Origin of the sequence: Idiomarina sp. Sol25, assembly GCF_033052775.1 — a bacterium.
GTDB lineage: Bacteria > Pseudomonadota > Gammaproteobacteria > Enterobacterales > Alteromonadaceae > Idiomarina.
The window spans coordinates 649,555-673,992 of the sequence record NZ_JAUPEW010000001.1; the positions used below are offsets into that span (position 1 = coordinate 649,555).

The following is a 24,438-nucleotide window of genomic DNA, read 5'->3' on the forward strand; positions in this document are numbered from 1 at the left end:
CGCTACAGCCCATAACGTAATTTTAAATCATCAGGATAAGGCGTCAGATACCATTGCCCTTCTAAATACTCTTTTGGGAACTCGCGCAAATAATGCCGTATTAACGTTAGAGGTGACATAAGAGGGAGAATGCCATCGTGATACTGGAGAATGATATCACTCAGCTCTTCCCGTCTTTCATGGCCGAGATCTGATTTGAAATAGCCCTGGATATGTTGGAGCACATTGGTGTGGTTCTTACGAGAGGCAGGTTTTGATAAAGCGTCCATCACATCAATAATGTACTGCTCCGCAAAAGCACCGTCGATGGTCTCTTGTTCACCCAAACGCTTACCCAGCTCGCGGTAACGTTGCTGATTATGAGCCAACAAAAGTAACTTGCAGCGTTGGTGAAACTGCAAAAGCTGATGTTTAGAAAGCGTCTGCGTCATTTCTTTCCATTGACTAAACACATAAACCCGCATAACGAAATTTTCACGTAAATGCGGGTCATTGAGCCGGCCATCTTCTTCTAAAGGCAGAGCGGGATTCTTTTCCTTTAGTCGCGCAGTAAAAATTCCCATTCCTGCTTTTTGTGCATGCCCCGTTTCCGGATCATATAACTTGACCCGCTCCATACCGCAACTGGGAGATTTCGCGCATAGAATGTAGCCACTTAACTGTTCTATTTTCACCTGAATCTTATCGGCAAAATCCGCTAGCTGTGACGTAACATTTTCACCGGTTTTGGGTACTACCGCCTGTACATCATCATGTTGCTCGAGCCTGATTGTCGGTCTTGGCACCGGCATCCCAATACCAACTTCCGGGCAAAAGCGTACCAGTTCCATGTGTCGATTTAATTCATCAACGCAAAATGCGGATTTCTTGTGTCCTCCGTCAAACCTGACTTCATCGCCCATTAAACAGGAACTAATACCCACTTTTAATTTTGCCATTGTAACCTCTGCGAAATTTCAATGATGATAATGTACGGTATATTGCTAAAAATAGTTTGGCCTTTACTCGATAAAAAAGATCCAACCAGACCCACCTCAACGTAATGTTTCTTAATTGTTTAAACTACTAGCCAAATGAGGTTATATGCAGCAGTTACCGCTATTCCCGCTTACATCGCATATAATGCCGGGCGGACGCATGAAATTAAAGGTGTTTGAGCCTCGTTACACCAGGCTGGTAAAAGAATGTCTGCAAAATGACAGTGAGTTTGTAGTGGCCATGTTTAACAATGAACATGCAACGACATCAAGCGATTACCTTCTCCCGTACGCTACCACCGTGAAGATTATTGATTTTGAACCACGAGACGATGGTTTACTTGGAATAACCATTGAAGGAAAAAATCGGGTTCGTATTGACGAGCATTGGTCGGAGAGCGATAAACTCAGGTTTGGCAAAATAGAGTATCTTGAAAACTGGCCTGAAATTACCCTGGATAATTCCGACGACAAACTCAAAACTCGATTACAGGAAGCGTTCGAGACCTACCCTGAACTGTCTGAGTTACTACCCAATCTAGGCTACGAGAAACTTGATTGGGTCTGTTCAAGGTGGCTTGAAATACTGCCTTTGGATGTCTATACGAAACAAGAACTGATAAGATGCGAAAATTGTCTAAAAGCGAAAGAATATCTGTTAGACTTAATCCGTTAATTGAGTAAACATTCTGCCATCCGGGTGATCCATTTTCTCAACACCCCGTAATAATTAGAACATTGTGTGAAAAGAAGCAGGTCTAATTATGCAAATGGTGTCAGAAAGAACATCGAATCGGGGGTCTATGGCTACCACCCAGACAGACGCTGCCGAAAAAGCAGGGGAACTGCTGGCAGAGATTGCGGAAAATAGGAATCGCGTTGCCTTTAGCGAGCTCTTCAGGTTATTTGCACCCAAACTGCAGTCTTACGCTACAAGACAATTTGGTAATGAACAAACGGCTATGGATCTCGTCCAGGAAACCATGACAAACGTCTGGCACAAAGCGCATTTGTTCAAGCCTGACCGTGGCTCTCCTTCCACCTGGATATTTACCATAGCTCGTAACATCCGCTTCGATTTGCTTCGCAAAAACAAAAAACGCAAAGATGACATCAGTGCTGATGAACTCTGGCCGATTCTGTCAGAGCAGAACGATAGCCTTGATGATGGATACGCATTGGATCACGATGTTCTGATGCAGGAAATTTCTTTCTATTACGCTCAATTGCCCGATGCACAACGGGTCGTTATTGAGAAGATTTATATTGAAGGTAAATCTCAACAGGAAGTCTCTGACGCCCTGGGAGTGCCTTTAGGGACAATTAAGTCCCGAACTCGTCTAGCATTAAAAAAATTGAAAGAGTTGATAGTCGATGATGATTAAATCACACCCGGGCGAAGGCCTTTTATATCAGTATGCCTCTGGCGACCTTAGTGCGGCCATGACTTTAGTTGTCGGCACACACATCGATATGTGTAAAGCATGTCGTCAAACCGTGTGCGAGATTGAACAGAAGTTGTGTGAAGAGAATTTGGACACGTTGGTTAGTGTTGCCAGTACAACAATGAGCAAGTCTCAGTGTGACCAAATGCTGGAGGCTATTTTTGCGTCTTCTGCATGCAACAAACAAGTAAACCAACCGAATGAGATGCTCTCTCTGGAAGGTCGTCGCTTTACACTGCCTCGTACTCTGGCTCACAACAGTCATCGTATTGGGGAGTGGTCGAAACTGGTCGGTAAGCTCTGGCGCGCACCATTAACTCTGGACAATGGGAATCAGACCAACTTAATTTACATGGCGCCAGGAGCAAAGCTCCCGGAACATACGCATAAAGGAGAGGAAGCGACACTGGTTATTGATGGTGTTTTTAATGACGAGCAAAGCGAGTACAGGGACGGCGATTTTATGTTGCTTGATCCGAATCGTACCCATACGCCGGAAACTCAGGATGAAGACTGTTTAACCCTGGCAACTCTGAACGCTCCCTTACACTTTACCTCTGGTATCAGTAGGTTATTAAACCCCTTTAGTCAGCTTTTCTTTCGTTAATTTCAAGCGACTCAGCGTACAAAGATTCAATAAAAAAGAACCCGAGGTTAATCCTCGGGTTCTGCGTTTTCGACCCTGCTTTTAAATTTTTGACCCGGTTTGAAGGTCACAACCCGACGCGCTGAAATTGGAATTTCTTCGCCCGTTTTAGGGTTGCGTCCGGGGCGCTGATTTTTAGTTCGCAACTCAAAATTGCCAAAGCCCGACAACTTTACCTGCTCCCTTTTTTCCAAAGCAACTCTGATTTCTTCAAAAAAATCTTCAACTAACACTTTGGCATCTTGTTTACTAACACCGTATTTGTCGAACAGCACCTCTGCCAGTTCTGCTTTGGTCAGCGCCATAGTTTAATCCCTCAATGTTGCATTAAACTCACTCTTTAATGTCTCAATAAATTTAGTCATAAGCTCAGTGACCTCCGCTTCTTCCAAAGTCTTATCGCTGTCTTGAAGAGTAACGGATAAAGCCAAGCTTTGCTTACCTTCTGCCACACCATCACCGATGTAAACGTCAAATAAGTTTAGGTCAACTAACTGTTTTACGCCAACATTTTCCATCGCAGCGATCAGCTCACCTGCCGCAAGGTCTTTATCAACCACGACAGCAAGATCGCGACGAATAGAAGGATAACGAGATACCGGCTTAGCTTGCGGTAAAGGCCTCTCAGTCACGGCGGATAAGGCCAGTTCAAACACAAAGGTACGCTGGTTAAGCCCTAAAGCTTTATCAAACTTAGGATGTAAAGCGCCGATATCGCCAACTTTTTCAGAGCCGCGGTAAATTGCCGCTGATTGCCCCGGGTGCAGTGCTGGATGTTGTGATGCAACAAAACGAAACGCTGCAGCATTACCTGTTTGAGCCAATAACGCTTCAACATCGCCTTTTACATCGTAAAAATCAACCGCACTATCACCTTCCGACCAGTGCTCGGAGTGCGCTTTACCAGAACGTATGCCACTAATAACCGCTTCCTGACGAACACCATTTTCAGCTGACTCATCTGGAATAAAACGTAAACCCGTTTCTACGAAAGCCAAAACAGACTGCTGACGTTTCTGGTTATGAGCAACCGCGCCGACTAAGCCCGGCCATAGGCTCACACGCATAGATGACATATCAACCGAAATTGGGTGTGGCAAAGTCAGCGCTGCGGTCTCATCAAACATCAGTGCCTGATGTTTTGGATCAACAAAGCTGTAGGTTATCGCTTCCTGATAACCACGGCTGACCATAGCATCCACCAATTGATAGGCGCTAAGCTGGCTTTCTTTACGCTCAGTCATGCGCAGTTGCGCTGCCGGCGGTGCAGCCTGAATTGAGTTATAACCGTAAACACGGGCCACTTCTTCAATTAAATCTTCTTCAATGCTCAAATCGAAACGATATGACGGAATGCCAACCTGCCATTGTTCACTGTCAAATGAAACATCAAAACCTAAACGCTCAAGAATTTCAGTGACATTGTCATTAGCAATGCTGACACCCAGTACTTTAGCCAATCTGCTAGCTCTTAGGGTAATGCCATCACGCTTAGGCAAAAATGGCTCTGCCACCGCTTCGGTTACCGGCCCCGCTTCACCACCGCAAATTGCCAACAACAGTTCTGTCGCTCTTTCCATTGCCGTACGTTGCAACTGAGGGTCTACGCCGCGCTCATAACGATGTGACGCATCTGTATGTAGACCGTAACGGCGTGCTTTCCCTAAGATGGCATCCGGTGCAAAGAACGCGCTTTCCAGAAAAATATTTTTGCTATTTTCTGTTACACCACTGTTTTTACCACCGTAGACACCCGCCATGGCTAGTGCTCTTTTCTCATCAGCAATAACCAGAGTATCGTCGTCCAGCTCAACTTCTTGATCATCAAGCAAAGTAAGCTTTTCTTTAGGCTTGGCTAAGCGAACATCGATGTTCCCTTCAAGTGAATCGAGGTCAAATGCATGCATGGGGTGACCCAGTTCAAGCAACACGTAGTTAGTGACATCAACTACCGGGTCAATGCTACGAATACCGCTGCGTCTTAATTTTTCTGTCATCCATACCGGCGTTGGGCGAGTTAAATCGACACCTTTGATAACGCGGCCTAAATAACGCGGACACTGCTCAGCAGCAGACAAGGTAATGCTTAGCGTATCTTCAATACTGGCCGCTACTTCATTACTTTCTGGTACTGTTACATCCAGACGGTTCAACACACCTACTTCACGGGCTATACCTCTAATGCTAAGGCAATCACCACGGTTAGGGGTTAAGTCAATATCAATACTGTTGTCATCAAGCTGCAGGTATTTACGGTAATCCTCTCCGACCGGAGCATCTGCCGGAAGCTCAATAATGCCGTCGTGCTCATCAATGAGCCCCAGTTCTTTGAACGAGCACAGCATACCGTTTGACGGCTGACCGCGAAGCTTCGCTTTCTTAATTTTGAAATCACCAGGCAATACCGCACCAACTTTAGCAACTGCAACCTTAATACCTAAGCGGCAGTTAGACGCGCCGCAAACAATATCTACCGGCTCAGCTTCGCCAACATCTACTTTTGTAATTTGTAATTTATCTGCGTCTGGATGAGGACCGCACTCAATCACTTCACCAACGACGACAGTATGGAATTCATCGGCAACCGGCTCAACAGCATCTACTTCAAGACCCGCCATACTGAGCTGTTCACTCAATTCATGACTGCTGATGTCGGGGTTAACCCATTCCCTTAACCATTGTTCACTGAATTTCATTGCTTACTGCCCGTTAGTTGAATTGTTTGAGGAAACGCAGATCGTTCTCGAAGAACGCACGTAAATCATTCACGCCGTAGCGCAACATGGTAAGACGCTCGACGCCCATACCAAAGGCAAAGCCAGTGTACTTTTCCGAATCAATACCCACCGCCTTCAATACGTTTGGGTGCACCATGCCGCAACCTAAAACTTCTAGCCACTTACCGTCTTTACCCATGACGTCAACTTCTGCCGAAGGTTCGGTAAACGGGAAGTAGGAAGGTCTGAAGCGCACCGTTAGCGACTCTTCGAAAAAGTGATTCAGAAAATCTTCCAGAATTCCTTTTAACTGCGTGAAGCTGACATCGGTATCAACCATTAACCCTTCTACCTGATGAAACATCGGGGTGTGGGTCTGGTCGTAGTCGTTCCGGTACACACGTCCGGGAGAAATGATCCGCAACGGAGGCTGCTCATTCTCCATGGTACGAATTTGTACACCAGAAGTTTGCGTACGCAACATTGTTGAGGGGGTAAAATAAAACGTATCGTGATCAGCGCGAGCCGGATGATTCGCAGGGATATTCAGCGCATCAAAGTTATGAAAACCGTCTTCGACTTCCGGGCCTTCTTTTACACTAAAGCCTAAATCACCAAAAAACTGTTCAATACGGCGAATCGTCTGAGTAACCGGATGCACACCACCTACCGCAGAATGCCGCCCGGGTAAAGTAACATCGATACGTTCTGCTTCCAGCTTCTGTGCTAACTCAGCCGCTTTCAATAGCTCTTTGCGGGCATTGATACTGGTCTGCACTTGTTGCTTGGCTTCATTAATTTTCTGTCCGGCTTCCCGGCGTTCAGACGGGTCTAGCTTACCTAAGCCTTTTAAAAGCTCGGTAAGCTGCCCTTTCTTACCCATATACTCGACGCGGACTTCGTCTAACGCAGTCGGTGAATCTGCGGCCGCAATGGCCGATTCAGCCTGCTCAACAATTTGCTCTAGCTGCATCGTATCCCTCAACAACACAAGATAAATAATAAAGGCGCTATGATAGCGAATTTTCAATGAAAAAGGGAGCCAATTGGCTCCCTTCTAAATCTGTTTATTCTAATCCCTAAAGGTTTTGAATAATTACAGTGCGCCTTTTGCTTTCTCAACCAAAGCGGCAAAACCGTTTTGATCATGAACAGCGATATCGGCTAAGATTTTACGATCGATTTCGATAGATGCTTTTTTCAGGCCATTAATAAAGCGGCTGTAAGACAAACCGTTTTGACGAGCCGCAGCATTGATACGAACAATCCATAACTGACGGAATTGACGTTTCTTATTGCGACGGTCACGGTATGCGTATTGACCTGCTTTAGTTACTGCCTGGACCGCTACGCGATAAACGCGACTACGGGCACCATAATAACCTTTCGCCTGCTTCAGGACTTTTTTGTGACGCGCTCTCGCGATTACACCACGTTTTACTCGTGCCATTTGCTATCTCTCCTTATGCGTACGGTAACATGCGAGCGACTAATTTAACGTCGGCCTCATGGACCATGCTCTTAGCGCGAAGCTGACGCTTACGCTTAGGGCTCTTCTTAGTCAGAATGTGACGCAAGTGAGATTGCTTGCACTTAAAACCACCAGAAGCAGTTTTTCTAAAGCGCTTGGAAGCGCCCTTGTTCGATTTCATTTTTGGCATGAAATTAAACTCCGCATTGTTGATAAAAGTGTGAAAGGGTGAGCCTGACAATCAGACTACTTGTAAACCACGATCACTTCTTGTTGGGTGCCAAGACCATAATCATCTGGCGCCCTTCGGCACGTCTTGGGAACGACTCAACAATTGAGATTTCTTCTAAATCGTCTTTAACACGATTTAGCAATTCAATACCCAACTCTTGGTGTGCCATTTCCCGGCCACGGAAACGGATAGTGACTTTGGTTTTGTCACCTCCCTCGAGGAAACGACGCAGGTTGCGCAGTTTTACCTGGTAGTCGCCCTCATCAGTACCAGGCCGGAATTTAACTTCCTTGACCTGAATCTGTTTCTGCTTTTTCTTCTGCTCTTTCTGTTCTTTACTCTTTTCAAAGAGGAACTTGCCGTAATCCATCAGGCGGCAGACCGGTGGTTCTGCGTTAGGGCTCATCTCCACCAAATCAACACCAGCTTCCGCTGCTGCATCAAGAGCCTCGTTAATACTGACGACACCAGCTTGTTCGCCATCGGTTCCGATTAAGCGAACTTCATCAACGCCTGTGATTTTTTCGTTGATACGGTTTTTATCTGCAGCTTTCTGAGTTCTTTTTCCGCCTTTAATGGTTTATTCCTCCAAATAATTAATCAATTTTGCGAGTACGGACTTCGTCCTCTACACGAGTGATAAAGTCTTCTAATGGGAATTTACCCAAGTCTTCACCACCCCGTGTACGTACCGCAACCTCACCAGCCTCGACTTCTTTGTCGCCGACAACCAGTAAATATGGAACACGTTTTAATGTGTATTCACGGATTTTAAAGCCTATCTTCTCATTTCTCAAGTCGGCTGATGCACGAATTCCCTTTTCGTTCAGGGTTTTGACAACTTTTCGTACATAATCGCTTTGATTATCCGTGATATTCATTAACACAACTTGCGTTGGCGACAACCATAACGGGAAATTCCCAGCGTACTCTTCAATGAGAATACCCATGAAACGTTCAAGTGATCCCAAAATAGCGCGATGAATCATAACTGGCGTATGTCGCTCGTTATCTTCACCCACATAAGTGGCACCTAAACGCCCTGGCAACGCAAAATCAAGCTGTATTGTACCACATTGCCACGCTCTGCCCAGACAATCGAACAAAGTAAATTCTATTTTCGGGCCATAAAAGGCACCTTCACCCGGTAAATAAGAAAAATCGATGTCATTCTTTTTCAAAGCCTCTGCGAGAGCTGTCTCCGAGCGATCCCATGTCGCATCGTCGCCTAAGCGCTTCTCAGGACGGGTTGAAAGCTTCACATCGATGTTCTCGAAACCAAAGGTTTTGTAAGTTTCGTATACCATTCTGATACAACCCGCGACTTCTTCCTGTACCTGCTCCTCGGTACAAAAGATGTGCGCATCGTCTTGTGTGAAACCTCGAACACGCATTAGGCCATGCAAGGCACCTGAAGGTTCATTACGGTGACAACTGCCAAATTCAGCCATACGCAACGGCAAGTCGCGATAAGACTTTAAGCCCTGATTGAAAATTTGAACGTGTCCCGGACAGTTCATTGGCTTAACCGCATATTCCCGGTTTTCCGATGACGTGGTAAACATCAAATCAGAGAATTTCTCCCAATGACCTGACTTCTCCCACAGCACCCGGTCCATCATCATTGGACCTTTGACTTCCTGATATTCGTATTCGCGCATTTTTTCACGAATGTAAGTTTCTAACTCACGGAAAATAGTCCAGCCATTGTGGTGCCAAAACACCATACCCGGCGCTTCTTCCTGCCAGTGGAACAAATCCTGAGCTTTAGCAATTTTACGGTGATCGCGTTTTTCCGCTTCTTCTAAACGCTGCAAATAAGCTTTTAACTGTTTCTTATCTGCCCAGGCCGTACCGTATATACGCTGCAGCATTTTGTTGTCAGAATCACCACGCCAGTACGCACCAGCCATTTTCATAATTTTAAAATGCTGGCAAAACTTCATGTTGGGTACATGCGGACCACGACACATGTCGATGTATTCTTCGTGGTGATAGAGCCCTGGCGTTGCATCAGTCGGAATGTCTTCGTCAAGGATTTCTATTTTGTAGGGTTCATGGCGTTCTACGAAAGTTTCACGGGCCTCTTTCCAGCTGGCTTTTTTCTTTATAACGGTATATTCCGTTTTAGCCAGTTCTTTCATCCGCTTTTCAATCTTCTCCAGATCTTCTTGAGTGAAAGTGTGATCAACGTCAATGTCGTAGTAAAAACCGTTGTCGATGACTGGGCCTATTGCCATTTTGGCGTCTGGCCACATCTGTTTAACCGCATGCCCCATTAAGTGAGCACAAGAGTGACGAATAATGTGTACACCGTCGTCATCTTTTGGGGTAACAATTTCAATGCGGGCGTCTTGTTCAATGAGCTCACAGGCATCAACCAGCTCACCGTCAATACGGCCAGCAACTGTTGCTTTCGCAAGGCCAGCACCGATATCGGCGGCAACTTCCATAATGCTTACAGGTTTATCGAATTCGCGTTGACTTCCGTCAGGGAGAGTAATTACAGGCATGAAACTTCCTTTCCAACCAGTGGTGACACCTACCAAGTGCCACGTGCTCTATTTTGGTTTTATCTGCTTTATAGAAAAACCTACGAAATTTTTGCGTTCGGTACCATCGAACGCGAGAGGCTACTATAATCGACCGCTTACATTTGAGCAACCGCCGAGCCTGCTTTGACATCAGACATTACTGGAGAGTTAACCGGACAACTCGCCGCTTTACTAGCTGCCAGCTTTTGGGCTGTCGCTACCGTACTGTATCACCGCGCCGGTAGCCACTTCTCGCCCATACAAATGAACTTAGTTAAAGGCGTTGTTGCCACTCCCCTGCTTTTGATCATGAGTTTGTTGCTGGGTAACTCATTAGAGCTAAGCTCAGGCCTTTGGTTACTCGCCCTAAGCGGCATTATCGGTATTACCATTGGCGACAGCTTTCATTTTACTGCCTTGCGGCGTTTAGGGCCCTGGCACGCAATGTTGTTGGAATATCTGGCACCACCACTGGCTGCATTCATGGCTTGGGTGTTTTTAAACGACGGTTTATCAACCATTGAAATTACCGGTGCGGTCATAACCTTAAGCGGCGTTCTATGGGTTGTTACTGAAAAAGCGCCGGACAAACAGCCTGCGCTTTCATTATCCGGTATATTCATGGGTTGCGGCGCGGCATTTTGTCAGGCAACCGGCTTAGTCATGGCGTTTGCGGTACTAATGCAATCTGGCGTAAACGCTATAGATGCAGCATTTGTGCGTCTTGCCGCCGGGTCTTTATTGCTGGCCATAATTGTCGGGGTTTCAAAGCGAGGTGCGTATAGCGCAATCATAAAACAAATTCGTTCTATCAACCCTTTGCCTCTGCTCGGCGCCATTTTATTCGGTACTTTTCTTGCTATTTGGTTACAGCAAATCTCTATCGCCAACATCAACCCGGGTCTTACCCAGACTTTATTATCAACTGCGCCACTTTTTTTGATACCGATTTCTTTACTGAAAAAACAACGAATTACCCCGCGCTCTATAGCCGGAGCTTTAATCTCATTGGGCGGAATCGGTATTTTATTTCTATAGTAAGAAGCAGAACCTTATTTCGTTGGGGATGCGCGAATAAACTCTGGCATCCTGGCAAAGGAGTTACCAATGAACGAAGAAAACTTACAAAGTGTGCCGGTGAAGTGCCCGCACTGTGGGCACAATACCTTTTTAGAAATTGATACCTCGGAGGGAAATCAGGATTATCAGGAAGAATGTGCTGCCTGCGGAGACCTCATTCATGTTCAGTTACACGTTGATGAAGTTAACCAGCAGGCACGGGTGAAAGTAGATGGTAACGATGAGCAGTTTTACTGACGTTTGGCCAGTACACGCTCAACGGTTTCAACAATGGTGATAGTTTGCTGATCAAGTTCAATGTTCAGACTGTCACCCACCTCCGTTGATTCCAAATTGGTCAGGCGCAAAGTTTCGGGAATTAAATGCAGACTAAAACAATTTTCCTCCACCTGACCTACCGTCAAACTGGCACCATTAACCGCAATAAACCCTTTGGCAAACAAATACGGTGTGTAACTCTCTGGTAGCTTTATCCACATAGCAACGTTATTATCAGACGTGTCAATTTTAGTCACTTTGCCCTGGCAGTGAATATGACCTGAAACTGCATGCCCGCCAATTTCATCGCCTACTTTTAGTGACCTTTCGAAGTTGACCTTATTCCCTTCACCTAACAACCCCAAATTGGTTAGCCGCAGAGTTTCATCTATGACGTCAAAGTGCACTTGAGTATCGCTGAATTCGACCACCGTTAAACAGCAACCATTTATGGCAATACTTGCACCAATCGCCAGGTTTTCCAGAAATTGAGGTTCAGTTTTAACAACCAGGTGTCGAAATGTCTTGTGATCAGAAACTACTTGGTCAGAGACTGAAAATATCGTAGCTTGGGTTTGAACAATACCGGTAAACATCGATAAGAACCTTATTGCAAGGAATAATACAATGAAGCGAAGTGTACTGATTTTCCGCTCTTTTGGCTATGCGTTCGTCGCCTTTGGATTATCAGCCTGCTCGGATGACCCGGGTCTGACGGAATACGCGGATGAACTGCATAGCCGCGTCCAGAGCACACTCAAGCTCCCCAATAACTCAATAGAAGCTCCTAAACCTCAACTCCAGTATCCGGCAAAACGCGCGCTAACCCGAAATATTGAACGGACAAGCATGGGCTTGCTGGAGAGCCTTCGGCTTAACCATTGTCAGTTAGGCCAGCTAATAGCTGAAAACAACAGTTCACTGGGAAGACTAAAAGATGGATTTAGCCGCTACCATGCTGATCTCACCATGATTCAGGCACTGAAGAAATGCATTGAGCATCCTGATTCGGCCAATTTTAAAGACAAATTGAAAGAGGCGTTGGCGCATAAAGAATCGCAACTGCAAAACAGCCTGGCAAACGCTTTTGCCCGTGACGATGGGTTGAGAAAAGCCCTTTCTGTAGGTAATAACCCTTTACCCAAAATACATGTAACAGAATACAATTACGCTGTGAATGCGCTGGAGCGCTTTACCCGCATACTAGAGCGCTGGAATTACACAAAAGAAGCCGACGCCCCCGATGAACTGATAAAAATGCTCGGTCGTCTAGAGAGCAGTAGCTACCTTCCCGATTTATTCCGTACGATGTTGGATTACTCTTATAAACTGGAGAGAATGACCGAATTGCTACCTGAAGTTCCCGAGTCAGTTTATTGTCAAAATGGGAATATCCCAAATGCCGCATTAGCGCTCAAAGACGCTTTTAACGCCATCTATCTCGAAGAAATGCAAGGCGATATAGCCGCAATGATTGAACAACATCAGCGCTTACTGATGCTTTTGGATAACCTGAAAGGTATAGCACCTCAACCGGCGCTAAAAAGCTACATTGCAGAACTGGGATCGCTCAGTAAAAAGCTCACCGATGCGTCAGTGCATTTTGTCCGTCCATGGCAAAAGTTCTACAGCGCCTGTGACTTTACACCCGGAATTGATTAGAGTCTGGCTCAACTTATTCGTAATTATTTTTCGCTTACAAATGCCACTTCTTAGTCAGGCTGGGGTGTGGTTTACCTTGTTCTTTTTCATGAATTTCATTAATAACGTAACGCAAGCCAAGAAAGACCCACAGCCAAAAAGCCGCAAACAATGTACCGACCATAATAACGATGACCGATGAACGCATCAGAATATCAACATTCAGAATGTTAAACCCAAGCTGCACAACGATACCCACTATTCCGGCCAGGAAAAGAAGCCCGGCAAACGCCCGTATTACTCGCAAAACAGTAAACATTTTACTACCTCTTTTCAGTTATTAAGAGCAGAGTTCACCAAACATTCTAGCAAAAGCCTTCTTAAGAAACTAAGCATAGTCTTTTAAAGATGAATAGAATTTCGACAAACAAATGCATTTAGTAAAAAATCGCTTGCACCTGTGAGCGCAAATCACTAATATACCGCCCGTCGTTAACGACATTCCCCATAAAGTGCGTCCGTAGCTCAGTTGGTTAGAGCGCTGCCTTGACATGGCAGAGGTCGGTAGTTCGAGTCTACTCGGACGCACCACTTTTCTAGTATCTCCATAACGCTCTCATGGTCTACTTTTGGCAAGCCGCCTTCCTTTGTAACTTTTCATCAACCCGAACATGTAACATTGCGTTATGAGACATTGTTTTCACCTACGCCATAACGTCGATACCATGCGCACATGCTTACTTGCGACATGATATGACGCAATGTAACACTAATATAGCCTCACCGACTAAAAACGAGGCGTTTATGACAAAATTAACTAATTCGACTCCTGCATTACCAAAGCTGCCCATTTCTTTTGGGCAAAATGAAGATCACCCTTTTGAGTTCTTTTGGGCTCCGCTGAGCTTTTTCATAATCGCTCGGTGTCATAGCTTAGCCGGTAACGAAAATCGACGTTCAGGCTTAATTGAAAAAGTTGAGGATGCAGTAAGCCTTTATGAGTTGCCTGCCAACACCGTTGAAAAAATAATTGAGTTTAGTAAAAGCAATACTGACTGGCGAATTCGCGTTCCGGAAGTAACTGGCGTTAGGGCACTCCAGCGACAATTAAACCTTTCTGATGAGGAGTATCGCTGCGTTGCGTTTTCTTATTTATTCAGTGCCTCACAAATTATGGAGCTAATACTTAACTTCATTTACCATGAGTTTTCTAAACAAGCTGAGCTAGACATTATTAGTAAGTTAATTGGAGTTAGTCCAAAGACCATCAAAGAGCTAACAAAAGACGACTCAACAATTGTAAAAATGTACCTAGCAGGGTCGCCAGATACGTATGTTCGCTCAGTCAGTGATCGATTCAGAATGGTTTCCTTTGTCGTCGACAGTATTAGCCAGTGCCAGTCGGTTAACGACGATATCTTGTCTGGCTTCCTAACTCCCTGCTCCAGTTCAAAGTTGGAATTAAACGATTTTGAGTATTTAGGGAATCAACTGACCTTATTAAAGAACTGTGTAAAACAGGCAGCATTAGGTAACACAAAGCCAATGAGTATTTTATTTGTTGGCCCCCCTGGTACTGGCAAAACGGAATTAGCAAAGGCTTTAGCGCAGTATGCAGGTGCTTGCCTGTTTGATGTTCCAGTCATTGATGACGATGAATATGACAATACCAATACTTATCGTCTGTCACGGTTTTCTCGCATGAGCTCCTTGTTGAGTGGTTCATCGCGAAACCACATTCTATTTGATGAAGTGGAAGACGTTTTAGTCGAAAAGAAAACCCAGGAAAAGCGCAAGGGCTGGATCAACCAACTATTGGAACAGCGTGAAACAACCTCTTACTGGATATGCAACGAAACGCATTATTTCGACTCGGCATTTCTACGCCGTTTTGACTATGTACTGGAAATGCCCGAGGTCAATTTTTCAACGGCCGTTAAATTATTACAGCAAGCTTTTACAAATAAGAGCACAAGCCTGCAGACCCTAAAGAATCTAGCCGCTTTTCGGGTAAAAACTCCTGCTTCCATCGCTCAGATGCAACAGCTGACTGACCGGTTAACGGGCAGTAACCTGTCCATCGATCAAATCATTAGGCTTAACTACCCGGACTTGCCCTATCTTTACAGTGAAGAACTCGGCCAGTTTGACTTTTCACATACCCCAATAGAATGTGATTTATCCAAGCAACGCATTGAAGAATTTTGCACTCAAGGGGACAGCATTCGTTTACTTATTAGCGGAGTAACGGGCTCGGGTAAAACCGCGTTAGCTCGATACCTCTGCTATGACTGTAACGGTAGCATGCATTTTTTCGATTCTTCAGCATTCATACATCCAGACCCTGTATTCCTTGAAAACAAGCTTATGCAAGTATTCGATAAAGCCACGCAAAATAACAGTCTGCTGGCTATTGATAAAATTGATCAGGTTTTAACTGCCATACAACGAGTCATACCCGATCCGGAAAGTATTGTTCATATTATTGCCAACAAAATTCGCGAGTTCCGGCCACCGTTAGTTATAACGGTAAGTAATGAACGCATACTTCAGGACTACCCGATAATAGAAAGCGCACTTGATTATAAGTTAGCTTTAAAACCCTGGGCTGCCTCTGCTATTCGGCACTTTTCAAGCAAATGGGCGAAAGAACGTCGCTTTGATATTCCACACATTGAAGAGCACTGTACAGCAACACCACAACAGCTTATTCAGGCAATGAGGAAATGTCGGTTAAATGGTGAAACTCATGAGTTGACTCGAATGTTGTCACACCGAGGCGAAAATGCCATGGGCTTTCTGGCTAAAGTTTGCTAATGCCACCTTCTAAAGGAGAGGTTATGTCTAAAATTGGTGTGTTTTGGTTTTTTGACGGAGAAGTACTGGGTGAAAAGACTCAACTATCTGAGGCGCAGCAGTCCTTACCCGGGCTGCTAGACTCTGACGCGACTCACGTTGCTGTTTGGGAAAAGTACGGTAATTTTACAGACAGTAGCCCGATACTGGCTCACTACGACTATCAGGACATACCTCGTGGCCGTGTGCTGTATCAATTGCGCAAGCAGCGCTTTATCGTTTATTTGGATAAAGCGCTAATAAGCAAAGAAGTTAAAAGCGCTATAGCCGAATACTTTGGCTTCACACCGCACCAAGCTGACTGGAAAAGCGATTTACATTACACAACGGACATGGAAGCTATTGCTCAGTTATTAGAGGATTAATCTAATAATGCTTTTTCATATGTGTTGCGGGGTGTCGATGCTACTCTCTCAGCGTAATCAGAATTAAAAAATGCTGACCTTGCGCCTAGCGCGCAAGGTCGTTGATAAACTGTTTTAACAAGTCTTGGTTTGGCTTAACATTGTAGTAACTGAAGTGTGGCAAGCCCAACACCATGACATCACGGTTGTCCTCTGAAAATCGAAACCCTTTTAACCGGTATTTGCCATGATTAGCTTCTTTAACAACCTTTGATGAAGGTTCAATCGTATGCCGTTTTTGCTGCAGTAATTTAGTATACGCTGAACCGGCATTACCATTACCCACGGCAACAATAATTTTTGGTTTAACAATACTCAGCATCTTTTCGTGAATGGGCCAACATGTCTCGCTATCCTGCTTGTATTTAACGTCCTTCCCGTCATGACTCTGAAAAAATATCAAGTTGGTCATAAAAACCTGTCCCGGTTGATAACCCAGAAGCGCAGTAAATTCCTTAAGCCCCCGCTGATAACGCGTCAAACGCTCAACATCACGATGACCCAGCGTTCCATCATCGTTAGTGCCACTGCGATGCTGCCAGGTCTGCTCATAACCGCTAACACTCTTTGCAAAGTGATTGTCTAATTCTTCACTAATGGGAGGCCCACTATCACCGCCTGGGTTGTACCCCATTAAATAGACATCGCCACGTTTGAGTAACTCCGGTTTGCTATAAAAAATACCACCCGAACGCTCGGCTTCTACGCCAAGTTGTTCACGGCAAAATTGTGCGAGTTCTTGAGGTGTCATCAGTGCGCTCCTTGCAAAATAGTAAAGTTATTATGCGACGTCAGATGTCGCAGCGAATCGCTAATCTAAGATTAATTATTAACATACAGCAAGAGGTAGCAATGGCTCAATCCCCAAAATTTAGACTTATCGCCAGTAGCCGAAAGCTTCCGGCAATAGTTCTCACAAGCTTACAGCCAATGCCTCTATCCCTTACCTAAGAAAAATTAAGCTCTCAGTAATCAACAATATCAACATCGTTCTTCAAACCATCAACCAAACACACTGATGTTTTTTCTATAATAGGTTCGACAGCGTCCAGTACTTTATCAATTACCTCGACAAGCTTTTCCTCATCGAAAAACTTTTCGCTGGTTAGCTCGTAGTTAAAGCTGTGACTATAAACAGCCCACCAACTTTTGCTGTTTGGCTTTTTCACACCATCAACCCGAGATAATATATCCATAATCCGTTGTCTTAGCTGTTGCTCTCCCGGCGCTACAGTTGCGCGGAAGGAAATTTTTTTATTTCGGTAATCAAACTCATACAAAAATGATTCTCTATTTGGCCAGCCACCATCACTCTCACGAGGCACTACCGAATCTAGCTCTTTGGTTAAGAATAGGGTAAAGCCCTTGCCTTTGGAGCCCAAAACGTAACCTCGAGCTTCTGCACGTTGACTAAATACTTTACCAATCTCTAATAACCTGTCTGGCTTATGCTCAAATATGAAATCCAGCGCTACACATTTACAACTCCCTACTGACTAACCCCTAGCGCGTTATAGACGGCATCAACGGGATCGGCATAAAATGCCGAGTTAAACTTAGACATTAATTCGGCTGGCACGGTAGATAGATCGCTGGCCGATGTCATGTTTAGCCTTGACCACTGCTTTAAAGTTGCCCATTGATTGTGACTGACGCCTTGCTGAATGGCCGCCTTCCACAATAGATCCGCGTTTCGACCTTTAAACAGATTGCCGGTTACCGGGTTTACCGGCGCTTCTAACCCTTTGTGCCATGGCATCAGCCAGCGCTCAGAGCCGGCTTTAATCTGCTCAAGCAAAGTGTTGGCCGAAATAGGCTTATCGTCCTGATGTTGCATAGTGGCGTGTAATGAATCGTCCATGGCTACAGCATACTATGCGCTTTTATATATTTGAAAGAATATTTTTGGTAGCATCCCTGCTCTCTCACATCCGCTGTGATGTCCATTTTTGATAGATTAAATGATGGCTACGTCATTTTACGTCGCAAACAAATAATTTAACTGCGACCCAAAATGACGCACCCAAAGGTTTTACTGCACGGATTCACCATGATGGTGATATTTGCTTAATAAGGAGATACCCATGAAAAAATCAATCTTAGCGTTGGCGTTAATTACCGCTTCGGGGGCGGCGATGGCGCAGTCGCCCAACTGGAACAAGGTCGACGTGTCGTATCTTGATACTGATATAGATGTAAATATTGGCGAAGCGTCGTTCGACGGCTTTGGCTTGAATGGCTCGGTTGCGCTTAGCGATAACTGGATGCTGTTTGGCGATTACAAAGCGGTATCGGAAGATGCCAATGGTGCCAGTGCCGATTTAGACATGCTCAGTGCCGGTGCCGGCTTTTACGAAAGCGTGTCTGATAACACCGATATGTTTGCAACGGTATCGGTGGAGCGACTGGAAGTATCCGGTTCCGGCGGCGGTATTTCTGCCTCTGACGGTGAAACCGGCTTTGGCCTGGGCGTTGGCGTCCGTTCGATGTTAACGTCGTCATTCGAGTTAGGTGGCAAGGTGGACTACGTCAATATCGATAGCGAAGACATTGTGCGTGCCCAGGTCAACGCATTTTACTACTTCACTGACAATATCTCGGTCGGTGTGGGTTACGAAATGTACCGCCCCAGCGACGCTGATTTGGACATCGACACCTTAAGCGCGTCATTCCGCTACGCGTTTTAAGTTAGTGCCCTCGTAAAACAAATAGCCCGCAGCTGTTGCGGGCTTTTTATAAACTACCCCCACTCCGCCAACTGCTGGATATCTTTAATGCGGTCGCGTTGCAGCGCAAAGGCTTCGAATACGTCGTCAAAGCTTTGGTTGTTGTGGTGTAGGTTGGGTAATGCCAAGTTGGCCTGGGTGAAAAACTCGCGATGGTTGTTATGCCAGCCTTGTTGCCACCAATGCGTTATCAGTTGGCGCGAGGCTATGAGCTTGTCGCTGCTTGGCAGGCGGTCAGATTTATTAGCGTTTACGGCGCTGCGGGTGGGTAGTAAATTCCATAAATCGTTATTGGGCCAGCGGGCAAACGGGAAGGCATGATCCACCGCGTAATCGCTGGGTTTGATATGTTTGCCGGACCAGCAACAGGCGACGTCATCGCTGGCAAGCAGTTCGTTAACCCGATGGCGCACACGGTTGGTGCTGCGGGTATCGTCTTTCCAGTCCAGGGCATCTAAATAATTGTTGCGGGTAAATTGCTGCCTATTGACGTCGTAACTGTGCATCAGCGCCGCCCACTCGTTCACCAGCGCCGGTTCTATCCACACGCTAAAGCGCGTCAACGAATCCCAGATGTGTTTAGGCACGTAAAAAGACCCGAGCGAGGCTAAAAACGGCAGATCCAGGGTCAGACCGTTTGTTGGCTTGTTGGTACGATTCAGCTCAACCTCAAACACGGCGGTATTGCTACCGGGCAAGGTAGTGTAAGTGGCCGGGTTCTTTTTAATGGTAGCGGCGATGTCTTTCAGTGTCTGATAAAGCGGTAACGCCTGCTCTGCGCCGCTGTAGTGTGCGCCAATAGCGTAATCGGCCGCGGTGGTATGTTGCAATAACCCCCACCCTCGCGGTTGCACGAAGGCCAGCCCCGCCGAGGTGTTGTTGTTTTGGTGCATGCCGTATTGGTCAATTAAAGGTTTATAGAGCTTTAACCAATACAGCGCCACCAGTCCCATGGGTAGTGCGACGTGATCCTCGGTTTGGTCCAATACCGCGCCGGGATGCCCTTCGGCGATGCGCAGTAAGCTTCTTAGAAGCGCAATTTTGTAAGTCGAGGTCTTTTTGTCATTAACGACGATGTTGCGCAGCAGCGGAAAGGCGCCGGTGCCATCATCGGGGAGCGTGAGCAGTACGGTTTGCCAGCTGACATCGCCACGGCCAAGCTTGTCGCTTTGTTGTTCGGGTGTCATTAACTGATAGGTTAAACCAAAACGACTGGCTAACTGCGCCAGTTCGTCGGCAGAAACTTCGTACATGGTGCGATCGTCATGGCAGGCACCGTGACGCAGCGAAATCACCAATTTCCCGTTGGGTTTTAACAGAGAGCTTAACTTACGCAGGCTGCGTTCACGCTGGGACGCCGGAATGTGCATCCACACGGCGCTCAGTAGAATAAGGTCGAATTTGCTTTGTAGTGCAAACACCTGACTGAGATCGGGCAGACTGTCGTTAAGCCAATGCACGGGTTTACCCACAGTATAGCCTTGCGCGACTTCACGAATACCCTCGGCAGGCTCTACTGCTACCACATTTAAGCCTTTAGCGGCCATAAACCTCGCATCACGCCCCGAACCGGCACCGACATCCAGCACCATGCCCTCTTTTGGTAATTGATCGAGCCAATCTTTGTGCACCGACTCAACAGGTACGCTGTTGTAGTTGTCCGCCAGGGTTTCGGCGTTTTTGGAGTAGTAGGTGATGTTTTTATTGTAGTATTTCATGACCCATAATGTGCTTGGTTTTTGCAAAGCTGTAAAGGGGACTTAATTATAAATAGAGCTTACAGCCCGACAGCTCTAATCTTCCAGAAGAGGGATTTTGCATATTAACGTCCGTAGAGTTTTAGAGTTTCTTGCAGCTCTTTAACAACACTTTTGCGCAATGTTTCAGGCTCTAATACGTGTATTTGTGCGCCCATAGACTTCACCCACCAGTGCAGTTGCCAGGAGTCGATAACGGTTACCGTCAGTAGGTTAGTTTCGCCGCCGGGCGTTATTTGCTGGTCTTCACTAAGTGGTGTTTCCGTTAAATGCATGGCCAGGTTGTCGTTAATGCGGGCTTTCAGTTTTAGCGTGTTGCCGTCGGAAAACTGCAAAGCGCCCTTCTCTAAATAACGCTTTAAGGTGAAGTTTTCAGGCGTTTTGGCGTGTTTATCTTCCCGAGGTACGGCCTCATGTATGCGGTGAAGTACAAACAATAGCGGGTCGTCGTAAGGGTCAACACAGGCCACTAAATAGGTGCTAACGCCACGTTGTACTATAGCAAGCGGGTGTAAGGTGTACTCTTTTACTGTGTCGGGCTGTGAGCCGGGCTGATAACTCACGTCTACACACTGGTTATGCAGCAACGCCAACTGTACGTTGCTTAATACGTCGTCGTTAATTCCGGGGGCTTGCTGCTGCAAGGTGGCCGGAACATAAGCCACTTTGTTCTGCCAACTGCCCAACGACGCGCCCTGGTGCAGTTTGGTGAGTTTATCTTTTGCCTGGTTTAAGCGCGGAGCGATTGATTTAAGCACCGTATTAGGCACTAATGGCTTTAAGACTTTCTCAACCATGGTCAGCGACAGTGCTTCGGCGGCTGAAATTGCCGGCATATCGGCACCAGCCCCTTCCATCCAATGCCAGCCGTAGGGTTTGCCCTTGTCGTTGCACTCTAGCGCGAATGACTGCGACAACTGGTCTAAGTCGCGTTCAACCTGCCGCTTTGAAACTTCAAAACCTTCGTCGTTAAGCTGCTGACAAATGTCTTTGGCTGTCATTCCCGGTGGTCTTGTCGGCAGCAGCTTCAGTAACTCCCACTGCCGTACCAATGTTTGACGTGACCCCTGTGAAGACATGGCAAGCTCCTTTTGCTTTATATTTGGACTTTAACTTATCAGAATTTCACTTGAATAACAGGCTTCTAATTCTGATGTCTCTCTTCTCATCCATTTTCTAACTAGCACTATTTGAAAATTGAAATTCTCCTTCTTATCTTCTAAATTCAATACTTTAGGCTTATTCAATATTTCAATAGAAGTTGACCGAAGCATGACGAATTCAGGCATTATACTGGTGGCGTCAGCGGCGCTTTTCTGGGGACTGTCCGGCGGAATAGCGGGCATTCTCATCAACGACGGCTGGAATGCCGTTTTAGTATCTTTTTGCCGGGGTGCTGTCGGGCTTATATTTGTGCTGATGTGGTTGGTTTTAAGACCTGGCAATAGTGGGCTGACTAACAGTAAGTTATGGTTCTGGTCTATCATCGCAGGGCTTGGAGTCTCGGGAAATTTCGCTTTCTATTTCTTCAGTATTTCCGAGAGCAGCGTTGCGGTTGCGGCAACCCTTATGTATTGCGCTCCCATATTTGTTTACCTAATTTCTTTCGCTGTTAAAATTGAACGTCCCACGCTAAGCAAATGCGCCGCAATACTGCTGGTAATGGCTGGTGTCGTTTTACTCACCCGTGTATATCAAGTCGACAGCGGTGGTATTACTCCTATAGGCGTTATAGCCGGGCTTCTTTCGGGTATGTCACTGGCGCTTTTTATTTTTGGTTTTAAATACGCAGCCAGGCAAGGTAGCCCTCAGGCCGTTCTTGCAATCGCATTTTCTACCCTGACTCTGGTTCTGGGCACGTTAATTGATATAGAGGAAGCCGGAAGAGTTCTGGACTCCACTGACTGGCCGCTCTTTGCTATTCTCGGAGTGCTGGGTGGCGGTGCATCCTTTATTCTTTATATTATTGGACTGAGAAGAACCCTGCCAGCGCTGGCCTCCATAGTAGCAACAATAGAGCCCGTTACGGCAGCGCTATTCGGAGTCATTATTTTAGGTGAGGTACTGGCTTATACGCAGGTACTCGGAATGCTGATAATATTGACTACCGTAACAGCTTTAGGGGTTTACTCCAGCAAACACTGAGGTTTTTGCACAGATTACCTCAGTATATTTGCCCAGAACCCTGTTACAATAACCACAGAAACCTGACACAGAAAATGGCCGCCTTTAATGCCCATAATTAGCGATAAAAACACCCCTGAGAATTCACCTGAATTCATTCATTTTAACCAATTGAACCTGCCGTCAGCGTTACTGACACGGCTTGATGAAATTGGTTACCAACATATGACACCGGTGCAGTCCTTAAGCTTGCCGGTTATTTTAAATAACACCGATGCCGTTGTTCGCGCGGATACCGGCTCCGGAAAAACCACCGCTTTTGCGCTGACTTTGCTGGCAAAGCTGGATGCAAAAAGCTTTTCGCCACAGGCGTTGGTATTGTGCCCTACTCGTGAACTCGCTCATCAGGTTGCTGACGAGGTCCGTAAGCTGGCTAAATCAATGCTTAATATAAAAATACTGACCTTGTGTGGTGGCGAGCCATCACGTATTCAGACTAACTCACTTGAGCATGGCGCTCATGTGTTGGTTGGCACACCCGGCCGGGTGCTTGATCATCTTGAGCAGCGCAATGTCGATTTGTCCATGTTGACAACTCTGGTTCTTGATGAGGCCGACCGAATGTTAGAAATGGGGTTTCAGGACAGCCTGAGTGCTATCGTTAAGCACATTCCAAAGGCGCGACAGACACTATTATTCAGTGCCACCTACCCTAAAAATATCGCCGCCTTAGCAGAACAAGTGACAACTAAGGCAAGCAATATTGAGGCCATTCAAGAGCAAGCAAAGCCACAAATTGAACAGCTCTTTTATGCCATGAATAATGAAGACAGCGCACAGCTGGTAATGAATTTATTGGGCGAGCATCAACCCGAAAACTGTCTGGTTTTCTGCAATACCAAAAACGAAGTAAAAGATATTTTTAACACACTTCGGGCCAATAAGTTCAGCGTGTTGGCTCTGCATGGTGAGCTCGAACAGAAAGATCGCGATCAGGCCATTATACAATTTAGTAATGGCAGTGCCCGGGTGCTTATTGCGACTGACGTGGCCTCTCGCGGCTTAGATATCGCCGAACTTGATTTAGTGATTAGCGTTAATATGGCTCATGATTTAGACACCCATACTCACCGCATAGGTCGTACTGGCCGCGCGGGCAAAGAAGGCGTCGCAATAACCCTAATTGCCGAAAAAGATGATTACAAAATGCGTTTGCTTGAGGATACGTTTGCCGAACCTATTCAAGTACAGCCTGCGCCAGCGCTGTCTAACAACACACCGTTAAAAGCTACTATGTCCACCATACAAGTCAGTGGCGGAAAAAAGGACAAGTTGAGACCGGGTGACATTGTTGGCGCGCTAACAAAGGACAAGGTTTTAAGTGCTGACGACATTGGAAAGATAAAGCTGGAAAGCACCTTTGGTTTTGTTGCCGTAAATTCCCGTTTGGCTAAGCACGCTCTAGGGCTTATTAATAACAATAAAATAAAAGGTAAGAAGTTTCGGGCAAAAATACTTTAATTTGTGGTGCCTCAGCCTGCACGCTTAAGTGACAAGATAAAAAGCGGTG

At 46.0% G+C, this 24,438-nt stretch carries 26 protein-coding genes and 1 tRNA gene; 12 read left to right on the forward strand and 15 right to left on the reverse strand.

Translation table 11 applies throughout. From position 1 onward, the window contains the following. Window positions 1-2 precede the first annotated feature (2 nt). Entirely contained in the window at window positions 3-938 is a 936-nt protein-coding gene (locus Q5L94_RS03150) for a DUF523 and DUF1722 domain-containing protein (RefSeq protein ID WP_317497020.1), read from the reverse strand. Window positions 939-1,083: 145 nt separating this feature from the next. On the opposite strand from Q5L94_RS03150, the gene Q5L94_RS03155 reads away from it, so the two are divergent. From Q5L94_RS03155 to Q5L94_RS03165, 3 genes are all read left to right on the forward strand, one after another. After that, window positions 1,084-1,653: an LON peptidase substrate-binding domain-containing protein gene (locus Q5L94_RS03155; protein ID WP_317497021.1), complete on the forward strand. Its 570-nt coding sequence runs from the start codon at window positions 1,084-1,086 to the stop codon at window positions 1,651-1,653. A gap of 88 nt (window positions 1,654-1,741) precedes the next feature. After that, window positions 1,742-2,362 carry a sigma-70 family RNA polymerase sigma factor gene (locus Q5L94_RS03160; protein ID WP_317497022.1) on the forward strand — a complete coding sequence of 207 codons (621 nt, stop codon included), beginning with the start codon at window positions 1,742-1,744 and terminating at the stop codon, window positions 2,360-2,362. Continuing rightward, window positions 2,352-3,029 carry a ChrR family anti-sigma-E factor gene (locus tag Q5L94_RS03165; protein ID WP_317497023.1) on the forward strand — a complete coding sequence of 226 codons (678 nt, stop codon included), beginning with the start codon at window positions 2,352-2,354 and terminating at the stop codon, window positions 3,027-3,029. Before Q5L94_RS03160 ends, Q5L94_RS03165 begins: the two co-directional genes overlap by 11 nt. 47 nt (window positions 3,030-3,076) lie before the next feature. Here the strand turns inward: Q5L94_RS03165 and Q5L94_RS03170 are convergent, their stop codons facing one another. The 7 genes from Q5L94_RS03170 to thrS all read right to left on the reverse strand — a co-directional run bounded on the left by Q5L94_RS03170 (window position 3,077) and on the right by thrS (window position 10,001). After that, window positions 3,077-3,373, reverse strand: a complete 297-nt coding sequence (locus Q5L94_RS03170) for an integration host factor subunit alpha (RefSeq protein ID WP_317497024.1) — start codon at window positions 3,371-3,373, stop codon at window positions 3,077-3,079. A 3-nt stretch (window positions 3,374-3,376) separates the two neighbouring features. After that, window positions 3,377-5,764, reverse strand: coding sequence for a phenylalanine--tRNA ligase subunit beta (gene pheT / locus Q5L94_RS03175; RefSeq protein WP_317497025.1), 2,388 nt, complete (start codon window positions 5,762-5,764; stop codon window positions 3,377-3,379). 13 nt (window positions 5,765-5,777) lie between these two features. Further along, window positions 5,778-6,758, reverse strand: coding sequence for a phenylalanine--tRNA ligase subunit alpha (pheS, locus tag Q5L94_RS03180; RefSeq protein ID WP_317497026.1), 981 nt, complete (start codon window positions 6,756-6,758; stop codon window positions 5,778-5,780). 123 nt (window positions 6,759-6,881) lie between these two features. Next, the gene (rplT, locus tag Q5L94_RS03185; RefSeq protein ID WP_011234642.1) at window positions 6,882-7,235 is read right to left on the reverse strand and encodes a 50S ribosomal protein L20; all 354 of its coding nucleotides are present in this window, start codon (window positions 7,233-7,235) and stop codon (window positions 6,882-6,884) included. A 13-nt stretch (window positions 7,236-7,248) separates the two neighbouring features. Continuing rightward, window positions 7,249-7,446 (reverse strand): 50S ribosomal protein L35, encoded by a 198-nt coding sequence (gene rpmI, locus Q5L94_RS03190; RefSeq protein ID WP_317497027.1) that lies wholly within the window; start codon window positions 7,444-7,446, stop codon window positions 7,249-7,251. A gap of 73 nt (window positions 7,447-7,519) precedes the next feature. Further along, the gene (gene infC, locus Q5L94_RS03195; protein WP_317497197.1) at window positions 7,520-8,065 is read right to left on the reverse strand and encodes a translation initiation factor IF-3; all 546 of its coding nucleotides are present in this window, start codon (window positions 8,063-8,065) and stop codon (window positions 7,520-7,522) included. 19 nt (window positions 8,066-8,084) lie between these two features. Continuing rightward, window positions 8,085-10,001, reverse strand: coding sequence for a threonine--tRNA ligase (gene thrS / locus Q5L94_RS03200; RefSeq protein WP_317497028.1), 1,917 nt, complete (start codon window positions 9,999-10,001; stop codon window positions 8,085-8,087). Between the two features lie 165 nt (window positions 10,002-10,166). On the opposite strand from thrS, the gene Q5L94_RS03205 reads away from it, so the two are divergent. Beyond that, window positions 10,167-11,060, forward strand: a complete 894-nt coding sequence (locus Q5L94_RS03205; RefSeq protein ID WP_317497029.1) for a DMT family transporter — start codon at window positions 10,167-10,169, stop codon at window positions 11,058-11,060. 69 nt (window positions 11,061-11,129) lie between these two features. Continuing rightward, complete coding sequence (locus Q5L94_RS03210) at window positions 11,130-11,339, forward strand: CPXCG motif-containing cysteine-rich protein (protein ID WP_317497030.1); 210 nt, start codon at window positions 11,130-11,132, stop codon at window positions 11,337-11,339. On the opposite strand, the gene Q5L94_RS03215 is transcribed toward Q5L94_RS03210, so the two are convergent. After that, window positions 11,333-11,956, reverse strand: coding sequence for a riboflavin synthase subunit alpha (locus Q5L94_RS03215; protein WP_317497031.1), 624 nt, complete (start codon window positions 11,954-11,956; stop codon window positions 11,333-11,335). The genes Q5L94_RS03210 and Q5L94_RS03215 overlap by 7 nt on opposite strands. A gap of 31 nt (window positions 11,957-11,987) precedes the next feature. On the opposite strand from Q5L94_RS03215, the gene Q5L94_RS03220 reads away from it, so the two are divergent. Further along, the gene (locus Q5L94_RS03220; protein WP_317497032.1) at window positions 11,988-13,022 is read left to right on the forward strand and encodes a DUF3080 domain-containing protein; all 1,035 of its coding nucleotides are present in this window, start codon (window positions 11,988-11,990) and stop codon (window positions 13,020-13,022) included. 34 nt (window positions 13,023-13,056) lie between these two features. Here the strand turns inward: Q5L94_RS03220 and Q5L94_RS03225 are convergent, their stop codons facing one another. Further along, the gene (locus Q5L94_RS03225; RefSeq protein ID WP_317497033.1) at window positions 13,057-13,320 is read right to left on the reverse strand and encodes a hypothetical protein; all 264 of its coding nucleotides are present in this window, start codon (window positions 13,318-13,320) and stop codon (window positions 13,057-13,059) included. Between the two features lie 195 nt (window positions 13,321-13,515). Here Q5L94_RS03225 and Q5L94_RS03230 point away from each other — a divergent pair. The 3 genes from Q5L94_RS03230 to Q5L94_RS03240 all read left to right on the forward strand — a co-directional run bounded on the left by Q5L94_RS03230 (window position 13,516) and on the right by Q5L94_RS03240 (window position 16,222). Then, window positions 13,516-13,592: transfer RNA gene (locus Q5L94_RS03230), tRNA-Val, on the forward strand. A gap of 213 nt (window positions 13,593-13,805) precedes the next feature. After that, entirely contained in the window at window positions 13,806-15,818 is a 2,013-nt protein-coding gene (locus Q5L94_RS03235; protein ID WP_317497034.1) for an AAA family ATPase, read from the forward strand. 23 nt (window positions 15,819-15,841) lie between these two features. Beyond that, window positions 15,842-16,222 (forward strand): hypothetical protein, encoded by a 381-nt coding sequence (locus Q5L94_RS03240; protein WP_317497035.1) that lies wholly within the window; start codon window positions 15,842-15,844, stop codon window positions 16,220-16,222. Between the two features lie 85 nt (window positions 16,223-16,307). Here Q5L94_RS03240 and Q5L94_RS03245 read toward each other — a convergent pair whose 3' ends face one another. From Q5L94_RS03245 to Q5L94_RS03255, 3 genes are all read right to left on the reverse strand, one after another. Beyond that, window positions 16,308-17,012 carry a uracil-DNA glycosylase family protein gene (locus Q5L94_RS03245; RefSeq protein ID WP_317497036.1) on the reverse strand — a complete coding sequence of 235 codons (705 nt, stop codon included), beginning with the start codon at window positions 17,010-17,012 and terminating at the stop codon, window positions 16,308-16,310. A 214-nt stretch (window positions 17,013-17,226) separates the two neighbouring features. Continuing rightward, window positions 17,227-17,643 (reverse strand): hypothetical protein, encoded by a 417-nt coding sequence (locus Q5L94_RS03250; RefSeq protein WP_317497037.1) that lies wholly within the window; start codon window positions 17,641-17,643, stop codon window positions 17,227-17,229. Window positions 17,644-17,750: 107 nt separating this feature from the next. Beyond that, a complete protein-coding gene (locus Q5L94_RS03255; RefSeq protein ID WP_317497038.1) occupies window positions 17,751-18,122 on the reverse strand; it encodes an ArdC family protein in 372 nt (123 codons plus the stop codon). A 223-nt stretch (window positions 18,123-18,345) separates the two neighbouring features. Here Q5L94_RS03255 and Q5L94_RS03260 point away from each other — a divergent pair, with 223 nt between their 5' ends. Next, window positions 18,346-18,948 carry an outer membrane beta-barrel protein gene (locus Q5L94_RS03260; protein WP_317497039.1) on the forward strand — a complete coding sequence of 201 codons (603 nt, stop codon included), beginning with the start codon at window positions 18,346-18,348 and terminating at the stop codon, window positions 18,946-18,948. A 53-nt stretch (window positions 18,949-19,001) separates the two neighbouring features. Here the strand turns inward: Q5L94_RS03260 and Q5L94_RS03265 are convergent, their stop codons facing one another. After that, window positions 19,002-20,705: a class I SAM-dependent methyltransferase gene (locus Q5L94_RS03265; protein WP_317497040.1), complete on the reverse strand. Its 1,704-nt coding sequence runs from the start codon at window positions 20,703-20,705 to the stop codon at window positions 19,002-19,004. Between the two features lie 104 nt (window positions 20,706-20,809). After that, window positions 20,810-21,823, reverse strand: a complete 1,014-nt coding sequence (locus Q5L94_RS03270) for a WYL domain-containing protein (RefSeq protein WP_317497041.1) — start codon at window positions 21,821-21,823, stop codon at window positions 20,810-20,812. Between the two features lie 193 nt (window positions 21,824-22,016). Between Q5L94_RS03270 and Q5L94_RS03275 the strand changes: the two genes are divergently transcribed. Beyond that, the gene (locus Q5L94_RS03275) at window positions 22,017-22,889 is read left to right on the forward strand and encodes a DMT family transporter (protein ID WP_317497042.1); all 873 of its coding nucleotides are present in this window, start codon (window positions 22,017-22,019) and stop codon (window positions 22,887-22,889) included. A gap of 87 nt (window positions 22,890-22,976) precedes the next feature. Then, a complete protein-coding gene (gene dbpA / locus Q5L94_RS03280; RefSeq protein WP_317497043.1) occupies window positions 22,977-24,389 on the forward strand; it encodes an ATP-dependent RNA helicase DbpA in 1,413 nt (470 codons plus the stop codon). Window positions 24,390-24,438: the final 49 nt, after the last annotated feature.

Bases quoted from the DNA above. Each gene is read 5' to 3' on its own strand.
- Q5L94_RS03210 (WP_317497030.1), top strand. From the start codon at position 11,130: ATGAACGAAGAAAACTTACAAAGTGTGCCGGTGAAGTGCCCGCACTGT.
- thrS (WP_317497028.1), bottom strand. From the start codon at position 10,001: ATGCCTGTAATTACTCTCCCTGACGGAAGTCAACGCGAATTCGATAAA.
- pheS (WP_317497026.1), bottom strand. From the start codon at position 6,758: ATGCAGCTAGAGCAAATTGTTGAGCAGGCTGAATCGGCCATTGCGGCC.
- Q5L94_RS03275 (WP_317497042.1), top strand. From the start codon at position 22,017: ATGACGAATTCAGGCATTATACTGGTGGCGTCAGCGGCGCTTTTCTGG.
- Q5L94_RS03165 (WP_317497023.1), top strand. From the start codon at position 2,352: ATGATGATTAAATCACACCCGGGCGAAGGCCTTTTATATCAGTATGCC.
- Q5L94_RS03150 (WP_317497020.1), bottom strand. From the start codon at position 938: ATGGCAAAATTAAAAGTGGGTATTAGTTCCTGTTTAATGGGCGATGAA.
- rpmI (WP_317497027.1), bottom strand. From the start codon at position 7,446: ATGCCAAAAATGAAATCGAACAAGGGCGCTTCCAAGCGCTTTAGAAAA.
- Q5L94_RS03160 (WP_317497022.1), top strand. From the start codon at position 1,742: ATGCAAATGGTGTCAGAAAGAACATCGAATCGGGGGTCTATGGCTACC.
- Q5L94_RS03225 (WP_317497033.1), bottom strand. From the start codon at position 13,320: ATGTTTACTGTTTTGCGAGTAATACGGGCGTTTGCCGGGCTTCTTTTC.
- Q5L94_RS03240 (WP_317497035.1), top strand. From the start codon at position 15,842: ATGTCTAAAATTGGTGTGTTTTGGTTTTTTGACGGAGAAGTACTGGGT.
- Q5L94_RS03260 (WP_317497039.1), top strand. From the start codon at position 18,346: ATGAAAAAATCAATCTTAGCGTTGGCGTTAATTACCGCTTCGGGGGCG.
- dbpA (WP_317497043.1), top strand. From the start codon at position 22,977: ATGCCCATAATTAGCGATAAAAACACCCCTGAGAATTCACCTGAATTC.
- Q5L94_RS03255 (WP_317497038.1), bottom strand. From the start codon at position 18,122: ATGGACGATTCATTACACGCCACTATGCAACATCAGGACGATAAGCCT.
- Q5L94_RS03265 (WP_317497040.1), bottom strand. From the start codon at position 20,705: ATGAAATACTACAATAAAAACATCACCTACTACTCCAAAAACGCCGAA.
- rplT (WP_011234642.1), bottom strand. From the start codon at position 7,235: ATGGCACGAGTAAAACGTGGTGTAATCGCGAGAGCGCGTCACAAAAAA.
- pheT (WP_317497025.1), bottom strand. From the start codon at position 5,764: ATGAAATTCAGTGAACAATGGTTAAGGGAATGGGTTAACCCCGACATC.
- Q5L94_RS03270 (WP_317497041.1), bottom strand. From the start codon at position 21,823: ATGTCTTCACAGGGGTCACGTCAAACATTGGTACGGCAGTGGGAGTTA.
- Q5L94_RS03215 (WP_317497031.1), bottom strand. From the start codon at position 11,956: ATGTTTACCGGTATTGTTCAAACCCAAGCTACGATATTTTCAGTCTCT.
- Q5L94_RS03155 (WP_317497021.1), top strand. From the start codon at position 1,084: ATGCAGCAGTTACCGCTATTCCCGCTTACATCGCATATAATGCCGGGC.
- Q5L94_RS03170 (WP_317497024.1), bottom strand. From the start codon at position 3,373: ATGGCGCTGACCAAAGCAGAACTGGCAGAGGTGCTGTTCGACAAATAC.
- Q5L94_RS03220 (WP_317497032.1), top strand. From the start codon at position 11,988: ATGAAGCGAAGTGTACTGATTTTCCGCTCTTTTGGCTATGCGTTCGTC.
- Q5L94_RS03245 (WP_317497036.1), bottom strand. From the start codon at position 17,012: ATGACACCTCAAGAACTCGCACAATTTTGCCGTGAACAACTTGGCGTA.
- Q5L94_RS03235 (WP_317497034.1), top strand. From the start codon at position 13,806: ATGACAAAATTAACTAATTCGACTCCTGCATTACCAAAGCTGCCCATT.